This is a genomic window from Sorangium sp. So ce131, from assembly GCF_051519095.1.
GTDB lineage: Bacteria > Myxococcota_A > Polyangia > Polyangiales > Polyangiaceae > Sorangium.
Window position 1 is genome coordinate 8,796,452 of the sequence record NZ_CP150455.1, and the last position, 12,579, is coordinate 8,809,030.

General features: G+C 72.2%; 1 protein-coding gene (running past one end of the window). It reads right to left on the minus strand.

Annotated features, from left to right (window positions below; genetic code table 11):
- Positions 1 to 12,579 carry the 3' portion of a type I polyketide synthase gene (locus tag WMF43_RS31815; protein ID WP_437670502.1) on the minus strand. 4,044 nt of this gene lie beyond the right edge of the window, so 12,579 of the gene's 16,623 nt are visible here — the last part of the coding sequence; its start codon lies beyond the right edge, outside the window — the gene reads right to left on this strand; it ends in the stop codon at positions 1 to 3.

A 12,579-nucleotide genomic window follows, 5' to 3' on the forward strand; every position in this document is an offset into this window, starting at 1 on the left:
TCAATCCTCTTGCTCCGCTATCCCGAGCGCTTCGGACGCGCGCAGGCCTCGATCGGCATGCCGCTCCTCCGGGAGCGCGGCGAGCCAGTCGTGGACGACCTTCGCGGTGACGCTGGCGCCCTCGGTGATGAGGTCGAAATGGTGGAAAGGCACCATCGCGTGCGCGGGGGACAGGCCTGCGCGGAGCCATGTCGCGAGGAGGTCCTCGCCCGTGGGGAACACCTCGAACACGGCCCCCGTGACCGGGATCATGCCGCAGGCGAGGAAGATCGGGGCGAGGATCCTCGCCGGGCTCCAGCCGTCGAAGAGCTTCCGGTAGTACGAGCCTGCGGTTACCTCGAAATCCCTCGCCGCGAGGAAGATGTCCTTGTAGTCGTCCGGCAGCCACGCCCACTTCTCCGCGTTCTTGCCGATGGCCCCGGCCCCGGGCAGCGCGTCCAGCAGCACGACCGCCGCCGGGAAGATCCCGAGCCGCTCCAGGTAGGCTGCGAGCTCGTAGGCCAGCCATCCTCCGGACGAGTAGCCGACGAGGGCGAACGGGGCGCCGGCGGTGCACTGCCGGACCGCGTCGGCGTGGCTCCGCAGGACGCTCGCGAGGTCGGGCGGCAAGGGCTCTCCTTCGTAGAACCCCGAGCACAGGAGGGCAAACACGTTGCCAGCCCCGTGCTCGCGCATGGCGTTGGCGAACCGCACATAGCAGAAGCTCCCTGACGAGCCTGCCCCTCCCAGCTCCGGCACCATTGGCGGTATGCAGATCAGGTTCAGCTCGGCCGTGCCGGTGACGTGCCGCACGATCTTGGAGCCAGCGGCCTTCGAGCCGGGAGGAGCTTTGGCCTCCTGAGCGATTCGGAGTCGGGTGGCGATGGCGACGATCTCGTCCGCGAGAGAGGGATCGTCCGACTCTTCGGCGGAGAGGATGAGCCGAGACAGACCGGACCTGAAATCGACGGCGGCCCCGGGCGCGCGCTCGGGCGCACGCTCGGGCACGGGAGCCGCCGCGTCGATGTGCGGGGCGAGGGCGCCGAGCAGGAAGCTGGCGAGCTGCTGGGGCGATGGGTGGTCGAAGACCATGGTCGCTGGCAGGGTCATGCCGGTCTCGCGCTGGAGTTGCCGGCGGAGCTCGACCGCCATGAGGGAATCGAGGCCAAGGTCGACGAAATTCCCGTCAGGGTCGATCAAGGAGACGTCGGTGTGGTCGAGGATCGCCGCGACGTTGACCTGCACCATGTAGACGAGCCGCTCGAGCCGCCGATCCTCCGAAAAGCTGCGGAGCGCGGCGAGGAGCGAGGCGTCGCCCTCGCCGTTCGTCGACGCGTCCAGCGCCGAGATGGCCTGCCTTGCCTCGGGGATCTCGTCGAGCAGCGGGCGCGGGCGCGCCGCGGCATAGATCGGCGCAAACCGCGACCAGTCCATGTCGGCGACGACCACCGTGGTCTCATCGTGCTCGAGCGCCTGCTCCAGCGCGGCGATGGCGGCCGTGGGCTCCTGCGCGCGCAAGCCGCGTCGTTTCAGGTACTCCCGAGCCTCCGTACCGGCGGCCATGCCTGCGCCGTCCCACATCCCCCACGCGATCGAGGTGCCCGGGAGGCCAAGCGCGCGGCGCTGCTCGACCAGCGCGTTCATGAAATCGTTCGCTCCGGCGTAGGCGCCCAGCGTGGCGCTCCCCCAGATCCCGGCCACCGACGAGTAGGTGACGAAGGCGTCGAGAGGGGTGTCGCGGAGCAGCTCTTGCAGGTGAATCGCCCCCACGACCTTGCCCGCACCCACATCGAGGACCTCCGCGCGGGTGATCCCGGCGAGCGGCGTATGCCGTTCGACGCCCGCGAGGTGGAAGACCGCCCGAGGGGTCGCTCCTTCCCTCTCGAGGCGCTGGAGGACGGACGCCAACGCCTGCCGGTCCGCGAGATCACACGCCTCGAGGGTGACGCGTACCCCGAGCTCCGAGAGCTCCGCAGAGAGCTGCAGAGCACCGGGGGCGGCGGGGCCACGCCGGCTGAGCAGCACGAGGTGCTCGGCGCCGCGCTGGGCGAGCCAGCGAGAGACGTGGGCGCCGAGCCCGCCCGTCCCCCCGGTGACGAGCACGGTCCCTCGCGCCCTGAAGGCCCGCAGAGGGGCCGTCTCCCCGAGCGGCGCGCGCACGAGCCGGCGGGCGAAGAGGCCGGCTGGCCTCAGCGCGAGCTGATCTTCGTGCGCTCGATTGCCGAGCGCAGACGCGAGCCGCTCGCTCGCCTTGGAGTCCAGCGTGGGAGGCAGATCGAGCATTCCCCCGAAGCGCTCGGGGTGCTCGAGAGAGAGCACGTGGCCGATACCCCAGCTGAGCACCTGGAGCGGGTGCGTCGGTGCCTCTGCGCGCGAGACCGAGACGGCTCCGCGCGTGAGCAGCCACAGCGGCGCCTGGATGGCGGCGTCGCCGAGCGCCTGGACGAGCGTGAGCGAGAGCGTCACGCCGCTCTGCAAGGCGGGCTGCTCGGGCAGCGGGGTCTCGTCCAGCGCGAGCAGCGAGAGCACGCCGCGCGCCGCGACGCCCTCGCCGAGCGCCTGGCGCAGCTGCGCGGCCAGCCGGGTGCGGTCGGTCTCCGCCGCGGAGACCGCGCAGACCACGACCGTCGCGCCGGCCGCCGTGAGCGCTTCCGTCAAGGGGGCGACGAGGTCAGCGGCCGTCGACACCACCAGCAGCCACGTCCCCGACACGTCTCCCTTCGGCCCCAGCGACGCCGGCTTCCAGAGGACACGGTAACGCCACGCATCCACCGTGCCCTGGTCCTTTTGCTTCCGCCGCCACGTCGACAGCGCCGGCAGCAAGCTCGCGAGCGATGCCTGCTGGTCCTTGTCCTCCACACGCAGCGTCTGCGCCAGGGCGTCGACGTCGCTCCTGTCCACCGCCTCCCAGAAGCCAGCGTCGGCCGCCGAGGATGAGCCCTCGGCGGCTTCGGCGCGGTGCGCGCTCGTGTTCTCCAGCCAGTAGCGCTCGCGCTGGAACACGTACGTGGGCAGCGCCACCCGCCGCGCGCCGAGCGGCGCAAAGTAACGCTGCCAGTCGAGCGCGACCCCTCGCGCGTGCAGCCCTCCCACCGCCGCGGTCAGCGCCTCCACCTCGGCGCTCCCCTTGCGCAGCGACGGCAGCAACACCGCCCCGCGCTGCGCCTCCTCCGACAGGCAGTCGGCCGCCAGGCCGCACAACACGCCATGCGGCCCCACCTCCAGGAAGCTCGTCACTCCCTCCGCTTCCAGCGTCCGCACGCCCTCCAGGAAGCGCACCGCTTGCCTCACGTGCATGACCCAGTAGTCCGGAGAGCTCAGCTCCTCCGCGCTCGCTCGCCTCCCCGTCACGTTCGACACCAGCGGGATGCTCCCCGCCGAGAACCGCAGCCCCTCCACCACGCTGCGGAACTCCTCCAGCATCCCCTCCATGTGCGGAGAATGAAACGCGTGGCTGACCATCAGCCGCGTCGCCTTGCGGCCCTGGGCTTCCAGCTTCTTGCCCATCTCCACCACGGCCTCTTCATCCCCGGACAGCACCGTCGACCGGGGGCCGTTGAGCCCGGCCACGTCCACGCGGCCCGCGTGCCCGTTGAACAGCCGTCGCGCCTCCTCCTCCGAGGCCTGCACCGCGATCATCGCTCCCCCGCGCGGCAGCGCCTGCATCAGCCGACCACGCGCCGCCACCAGCGTGCACGCGTCCCCGAGCGACAGCACCCCGGACACCTGCGCCGCCGCGATCTCCCCGATCGAGTGCCCCAGCAGCACATCCGGCTTGACTCCCCAGCCCTCCCACAGCCGATACAGCGCCACCTCCAGCGCGAACAGCGCGGGCTGCGTGAACGCCGTCTGGTCGAGCAGCGCCGCCTCGTCCGAGCCCTCGGCGCTGAACATCACCTCGAGCAGCGGTCGGTCCAGGTGCCCGTCCAGCTGCGCGCACACCGCGTCCAGCGCGTCCCGGAACGCAGGATAGGCGTCGTACAGCTCGCGGCCCATCCCGGGGCGCTGGCTGCCCTGGCCGGTGAACAGCATGGCCAGTCGACCCCCCTCCCTCGCCTGCCCCACCGCCATGCCCGCACAAGGCTTGCCCTCGCCCAGCGCGCCCAGCGCCGCCCGCAGCGCGGCAGCCTCACTCGCCACCACCACCGCCCGGTGCTTGAAGTGCGTCCGCGCCGTCGCCAGCGAATACGCCACGTCGCTCAGCAGCTGCTCCGGGTGCGCCTCGACATGCGCGCACAGCTCCGCCGCTTGCGCCCGCAGCGCTGCCTCCGATTTCCCGGACACCACCACCGGCAACGGCCCAGCCCACCCCGCGCTTGCTTGCGCGGCAGCGTCCTCCTCGGGGGCCGGGGCCTCCTCGAGGACGATATGCGCGTTGGTGCCCGACAGGCCAAACGCGGATACGCCCGCGCGCCGGGGGCGACCGTCCGGGCGGCGCGGCCATGGCTCGAGGCTGTCGACCACACGCACCGGCAGCGCGTCCCACTCGATGTACGGGTTGCGGGGCGCCGTGTGCAGCGTCGCCGGCAACGCCTCGTGCCGCAGCGCCGCGACCATCTTGGCCAGGCCCGCGAGCCCCGCGCCGCTCTCCAGGTGACCGATGTTGGTCTTGACCGCGCCCAGCCGCAGCGGCTGGTCCGCAGGACGTCCTTGACCATAGACCGCGGCCACCGCATGCACCTCGATCGGGTCGCCCAGCGAGGTGCCCGTGCCGTGGCACTCCACGACGTCGACCTCCGCCGGCGAAAGCCGCGCGTCCTGGAGCGCTGCCCGCAGCACCTTCTGCTGCGAGGTGCCGTTGGGGGCGGTGATCCCGCTGCTCTCCCCGTCGTGGTTGATCGCGCTGCCCCGGACCAGGGCGAGCACCGGGCGGCCCTGCGCGCGCGCGTCGCTCAGGCGAGAGAGCGCGACGACCACGACGCCCTCGCCCCGGCCGTACCCGTCGGCGCTCGCGGAGAACGTCTTCGAGCGGCCGTCAGGAGCGAGCGCCCGCGTGCGCGAGAGGAGCTGGAAGATGTCGCCGGTGAGCATCACCTGCACGCCCGCGGCGAGCGCGAGGTCGCATTCGCCCTTGCGCAGCGCCTGGCAGGCGAGGTGCAGCGCCACGAGCGACGACGAACAGGCGGTGTCGACCGAGAGCGCCGGACCTTGCAGCCCCAGGGTGAAGGCGAGGCGACCGGCGGCAAACGAGGTGGCCGTTCCCATGATGGTATAGGCCTCCCCCTCGCCGGAGCTCCCCTGGAGGAGCGCGTACTCGCTCGGACCGATACCCACGAAGACGCCCGTCTGCGAGTCCTTCAGCGACGCCGGGACCACTCCGGCCTGCTCCAGCGCCTGCCATGCCGCCTCGAGCAGCAGGCGATGCTGCGGATCGATGTGCTTCGCCTCCCGTGGGCTGATGCCAAAGAAGGCGGCATCGAACAGCTCGAGCCCGTCGACGAACGCCGCCTCGCGGACGTAGCTCTTGCCCTTGACCTCGGGGTCCGGATCGTAGAGCTCGTCGGCGTTCCAGCGCGCGGCGGGGACCGGCCCGACCGTGTCGATGCTCTGCGCGAGCACGCTCCAGAAGCTCTCCAGATCCACGGCGCCTCCGGGCAGCCGCAGCCCGACGCCGACGATGGCGATCGGATCCTCGCTGGCCGCGGCGGCCACGCCCAAGCTCCCCTCCCCCTCTGCGGCGCGCGCAGCCTGACCGAGGCGCGGCAGGAGGGCGTCATGCAGAAACCGGGCGAGGCGCCGGGGCGAAGGGTGGTCGAAGACCACCGTCGCTCGCAGGGCCACCGAGATCTCCTGCTGGAGCCGTCGGCGGAGCTCGACCGCCATGAGCGAGTCGAGACCAAGGTCGGAGAAGCCCCGGTCGGGCTCGATCGAGCCCACGTCGGCGTGCCCGAGGACGGCGGCGACATGGCGCTTGACCACGGCGAGCAGCTCATCGAGCTGCTCGGGCGCCGGCAGGGGGCGGAGGCGGGTGAGCAGCGGCGCCTCCCGCTCGTGAGGCGAGAGCGGATCCGGCCCCGCGAGGGCCTGCCCCACCTCGGGCAGCTCGTCGAGCAGCGGGCGTGGGCGGGCCGCGGCGAACGACGGGGCGAAGCGCGCCCAGTCGAGATCGACGACGACCAGCGTGGGCTCTCCGTGGTCGAGCGCCTGCTCGAGCGCGGCGAGCGCGAGCTCGGGCGCCATCGCGCGCAGGCCGCGTCGCCGCAGCTGCTCCTGGACCTCGGCGCTGTCGGCCATGCCTCGGCCAGCCCACAAGCCCCATGCGATCGAGGTCGCCGGGAGCCCGAGCGCGCGGCGCTGCTCGGCGAGCGCGTCCAGGAAAGCGTTCGCCGCAGCGTAGATCCCCTGATTGGCGCTCCCCCAGACGCCGGCGATCGAGGAGAACGTGATGAAGGCGTCGAGGGGCGTGTCGCGGAGCAGGTCGTGCAGGTGAAGAGCGCCTGCGACCTTGCCCGAGGCGACGGCGACGAGGTCAGCCTGGCTGGCCTCGGTGAGCGCCATCTGCCGTTCGACGCCCGCGGCGTGTACGACCGCGCCGAGGGTGCTCCCTTCGGCCTTGAGGCGCTCGAGCAGGGCGGCGAGCGCCTCTCGGTCGGCGGCATCACAGGCGGCGAGGGTGACGCGCGCGCCGAGGCTCGAGAGCTCGGCCGAGAGCTCGGCGGCGCCGGGAGACTCAGGGCCACGGCGGCTGAGCAGCACGAGGTGCTCGGCGCCGCGCCGCGCGAGCCAGCGCGCCACATGGGCGCCCACGCCGCCCATTCCGCCGGTGATCAGCGCGGTCCCGCGCGCCCTGAAGGCCGGTACAGGGGCCATCTCCCCCAGCGGTGCCCGCAGGAGCCGGCGCGCGAAGATGCCTGTAGGACGCAACGCGAGCTGATCCTCGGCCGATTGATTGCCGAGCGCGAGCAGGAGCCGCTCTTTCGCCTTGGCATCGAGCGCGGGCGGCAGGTCGAGCAGACCACCAAAGCGCTCCGGATGCTCGAGGGAGACCACGCGGCCCAGACCCCAGAGGAGCGCTTGCAGCGGTTGCGCCAGCGGCTCCGCGCGCGCGACGGAGACCGCTCCGCGCGTGAGCAGCCACAGCGGCGCTCCGATGCCGGCGTCGCCGAGCGCTTGCACCAGGGAGAGCGTGAGCGCGAAGCCGCTCTGCAGGGCCGGCAGCGCGGGAAGGGGGGTTTCGTCGAGCGCGAGCAGCGAGAGGACGCCACGCGCCGCGACGCCCGCGCCGAGGGCCTCACGCAGCCGCGCGGCGAGCCGGGCACGGTCGGCGTCGGCCACGTCGATCGAGCAGACGACGACCGTCGCGCCGGCCGCGGCGAGCGCTTGTGTCAGCGGCGCCGTGAGGTCATGGGCGGTCGACCCCACGAGCAGCCAGATCCCCGAGAGGTCACTCCTCGAACCGAGGGAGAGCGGCTTCCAGGCGATGCGGTAGCGCCAGGTGTCCACGGCGCTCTGCCCCCTTCGCTCGCGCAGCCAGGTCGACAGCGCCGGCAGCAAGGTGGCCAGGGCAGCCTGCTGGTCGTGGTCCTCGACCGAGAGCGCCCGGGCCAGGGTGGTGATGTCGCCCTTGTCCACGGCCTGCCAGAAGCCTGCGTCGGTGGGAGCAGACCGCCCGTCCGCGGCCTCAGGGGCGCGCGCCTTCGGCGCGTCCAGCCAGAAGCGCTGCCGCTGGAAAGCGTACGTGGGCAACGCGACACGGCGGCCTGCGGGTGAAACCTTCGCCCAGTCGACGGCCAGTCCCCGGGTGTGAAGCTCGCCGAGCGACAGGAGCAGGCGCCCCAGGTCGCCTTCGCCCTGCAGCAACGAGAAGACCACGGCGGCCGAGAGCCCCGATTCCTCGACCGTGTCGTGCAGGGCCATCATCAGCACCGGATGCGGGCTGACCTCGACGAAGAAGCGGTGTCCACCGGAGAGCAGCCGCTGCGCGGCGTCCGCGAAGCGGACCGGCTGCCGGAGGTTCCGGTACCAGTACCCGGCGTCGAGCTCGCTCCCGTCAAGCGCATCACCCTGCACGGTGGAGTAGAACCGGAGGACGGACGACCGCGGCGCGATCCCGGCGAGGAGCTCCGAGAGCTCTCCGCGGATCGCCTCCACCTGCGCGCTGTGAGAGGCGAAGCTCGCGCGCAGCTTGACGGCGAAGACCTCTCTGGATTTGAGCTCGCCGAGCAGGAGGTCGATGGCGTCCCGATCTCCGGAGACGACCGTGGAGCGAGCGCTGTTGACGCCAGCCACGGAGAGCCGGCGGCCAAAGCGCCTGAGGATGCCCTCGACCTCGTCGACCGGCAGCTCGATGGCCGCCATGGCTCCCTTGCCGTCTTCGAGCCTCTTGACCGCGCGGCTACGCACGGCCACCACCCTGGCGGCGTCCTCCAGCGAGAGCGCTCCCGCGACGCAGGCGGCGGCGATCTCCCCCTGGCTATGGCCGACGACGGCCGATGGCTCGACGCCCAGCGAGCGCCAGAGCGCGGCCAGCGAGACCATCATCGCGAAGAGCACCGGCTGCATCACGTCGACGCGATCCATGGACGGAGCGTCCTCTTCGCCGCGAAGCACGCCGAGCAGCGACCAATCGACGTGGGGAGAGAGCGCGCGCTCGCAGGCCTCGATGGACGCGCGGAAGACCTCGGACGTCTCGAGCAGCGCGTGGGCCATCTCCGGCCACAACGAGCCATATCCCGGGAAGACGAAGACAACCCCGCCCTGCGCCGTGGCGTCACCGAGCACGAGGTTGTCCGCCGGTTCATCCGTGGCGAGGGCAGCCAGGGCGTCGAGGAGCTCTGCGCGGTCGCGGGCGACCACCGCCGCGCGTCGCTCGAAATGCGTGCGCGTGGTGGCGAGGGAATACGCCACGTCGACGAGCTGCAGGTCCGGATGGCTCACGAGGTGAGCCCGCAGCCGCTCGGCCTGGGCGCGCAGCGCCTCCTCGGTCTTGGCCGAGACGGGCAGAAGCAACGCGGGCGGGGCTGCGGCTGCCGGCTCGACCGATGTCACCGGCTCGGCCGCAGGAGCCGCCTCGATGATGACATGGGCGTTGGTGCCGCTGATGCCGAACGAGGACACGCCCGCGCGGCGAGGGCGGCCGCTCTCTGCCCACGCGGTGGGCTCGGTCAGGAGCCGGACCGTGCCCGGAGACCAGTCGACGTGAGGCGAAGGCGGCTCCGCGTGCAGGGTCCTGGGCAGGAGCCCATGCTGCATCGAGAGGACCATCTTGATGACGCCGGCGACGCCAGCGGCCGCCTGGGTATGGCCGAGGTTGGACTTGATGGTACCCAGCCACAGGGGGCGCTCGCTCGAGCGGCCTTGCCCGTATGCCGCGAGCAGCGCGTGCGCTTCGATGGGGTCGCCGAGCGCGGTGCCGGTGCCGTGGGCTTCCACCACGTCCACGTCCGCCGGCGAGAGTCCGGCGTTCTCGAGGGCCTTCTGGATCACCTGCTCCTGGGCGGGGCCGCTCGGCGCCGTCAATCCCTGGCTGCGCCCGTCCTGGTTGGTGGCCGAGCCGCGGATGAGCGCCAGCACCGGATGACCGTTGCGGCGGGCCTCCGAGAGCCGCTCCAGCAGCAGCATGCCGCCGCCTTCGGAGAAGCCAGCGCCGTCGGCCGCCGCCGAGAAGGCCTTGCAGCGACCGTTGGGGGCGACCCCGCGCTGCCGGCTGAACTCGACGAACAGACCTGGCGTCGACATCACCGTGACCCCGCCGGCGAGCGCCAGGGAGCAGTCGCCCGCGCGCAGCGCCTGGCAGGCGAGGTGAAGCGCGACGAGCGACGAGCTGCAAGCCGTGTCGACGGTGACGGCGGGGCCGCGCAATCCAAGGGTATAAGCGATGCGCCCAGAGGCCACGCTCCCTGCGCTGCCCGTGCCGAGGTAGCCCTCGTAGTCACCCGGAGCGTGCTCCAGGCGCGCGCCGTAGTCGTGGTAGATGACGCCGACGAAGACGCCGCATGGGCTGCCCTGCTGCGCATCGGGGCGAATCCCGGCGCGCTCGAGCGTCTCCCAGGAGAGCTCCAGGAGCAGGCGCTGCTGCGGGTCGATGGTGACGGCCTCACGGGGGCTGATGCCGAAGAACGCAGGATCGAAGTGATCCGCGTCGTACAGGAAGCCGCCTTCGCGCGCGACAGACTTGCCCCGCTGGTTCGGGTCGGGGTCATAGAGTTCGTCGAGGTTCCAGCCACGATCAAGCGGGAAGGAGGAGATGGTGTCGATGCCGTCGGCGAGGACCTGCCAGAGGGCTTCAGGGGTCGTGACCCCGCCCGGGTAGCGGCACGCCATGCCCACGATGGCGATGGGCTCGTCCGCCGCTGCGTCCGGGAGCCCCTGACGCGCAGGCGCCACAGGCCGCGGCGACCCCTCGTTGGGCAGAAGCTCGGCCGAGAGCTTCTGCACCAGCGCCGAGGCGGTCGGGTAGTCGAACAGCAGCGTCGAGGGCAGGCGCAGGTCGGTGGCGGCGCCCAGCCGGTTGCGCAGCTCCACCGCCATGAGCGAGTCGAGCCCGAGCTCCTGCAGCGGCCTCGCCGGGTCGAGGGCCTCCGGATGGGATAGACCAAGCACCGGCGCCACCTGGTTGCGCACCAGCTCGAGCAGCGTCCTGTCACGCTCGGTTGCAGGCAAGGCCGCGAGCCGCTGCTTGAGCGACGAGGCCGCGCCGCGACCATGCGCCGCCGCGCGCCGGGGCGACGTGCGCACGAGCGCGTGAAGAAGCCGCGGCGCTGAGGCCTGGGCCCGCAACGCCCCGAAATCGAGCCGGAGCGGCGCGAGCAGCGCCTCGGGGCGCCCGAGCGCCGCGTCGAACAGGGCAAGTCCCTCCTGGGGCGACAGGGGCAACACGCCCTGGCGGCGCAGCCGCGCTTGATCCGCCTCGGCAAGGCGCGCCGCTCGGCCCACTTCTCCCCACGCTCCCCACGCGAGGCTCTGACCCGAAAGCCCCTGCGCCCGGCGATGCGCCGCGAGCGCGTCGAGGAACACATTCGCTGCCGCGTAGCTGCCTTGCCCCGCGTTACCAAAGACCCCGGCGCCCGACGAGAACAGCACGAACGATGACAGGTCCAGCGGGCGCGTGAGCTCCGACAGGTGCATCGCCCCATCGACCTTGGCCAGAAACACACGATCCACCCGCCCCGGGTCCAGGGCGCTCAGCACCCCGTCGTCCAGCACGACCGCGCCGTGGATCACCGCCGTCAGCGGGTGGTCCTGCGGAACGGACGCCAGCAGGTGCGCCACGGCCTCTCGGTCCGACACGTCACACGCCGCGATGGTGACCTGGGCGCCTTTGCCTTCGAGCTCGGCTTGCAGCGCTCCGGCTCCCGGAGCCGAAAGGCCCTGACGCGAGGTGAGCAGCAGATGGCGGACCGCATGTGTGTCCACGAGGTGGCGCGCCAGCAGCGCGCCGAGGCCCCCCGTTCCCCCGGTGATCAGCACCGTCCCCTCCGGCGCCAGCGCGCGAGGGAGCGTGAGCACGAGCTTGCCCACGTGACGCGCCTGTCCGAGGTAGCGGAACGCATCGCGCGCACGGCGCGCGTCCCACGCCTGGACCGGCAAGGGCTGGAGCACCCCGCGCTCGAACAAGGTCACCAGCTCCCGGAGCATCTGCTGAATCCGCTCGGGCCCCGCTTCGCCCAGCTCGAAGGCCCGGTAGCGGACTCCAGGGTGGGTCCTGGCGATTGACGACGCCTCGCGGACGTCAGTCTTGCCCATCTCGATGAACCGCCCGCCGCGCGGCAGCAAGCGCAGCGACGCGTCCACGTACTCGCGCGCCAGGCTGTTGAGCACCACGTCGACGCCCTGCCCCTGCGTGCTGCGGCGGAAGTGCTCCTCGAACTCGAGCGTACGCGACGAGCCGATGTGACTGTCCTCGAGCCCCTGGGTGCGCAGAACGCCCCACTTGCCCGCGCTCGCCGTCCCGAACACCTCGGCCCCCAGATGACGCGCCAGCTGGACCGCGGCCATGCCCACGCCTCCGGCCGCGGCATGCACGAGCAGCCGCTCACCGCGCTGGAGCCGCGCCAGCTCCACCAGCGCGTAGTAGGCGGTCAGGAACACCGCCGGCGTCGCCGCGCCCTGCGCGAACGACCAACCTTCGGGCATCCGGATCACCATGCGCGCGTCCGCTACCGCCAGCGGGCCGATGGACCGAGGGAACATGCCCATCACCCGGTCGCCGGGGGCAAGGCCGCTCACGCCCGGGCCAACCTCGGTGATCACCCCCGCGCCCTCGGCCCCGAGGGGGCCAGCATCGCCGGGATACATGCCCAGCGCGTTGAGCACATCGCGGAAGTTGAGGCCGGCGGCGCGGACCGCGATGCGAACCTCCCCGGACGCGAGCGGAGCGCTCCCATGCGACGACGCAACGAAGCTCAGCCCATCGAGCGACCCGCGCGTCGGGATGTCCAGGTGATACGACGCCTCGCCCGGGGGTATCGCCAGCACCTCGCCCGCCCCGAGCCGCCCCAGCCGCGGCACGCGCACCGCTCCGTCCCGCAACGCAAGCTGCGGCTCGCCGGCGTTCAGCGCCGACGGCAACGCCCCATACGACGCCTCACTCGCGTCCACATCGACCAGCTGGATCGGATGGTCGCCGTACTCGGATTGCGCCGTGCGACCAAGGCCCCA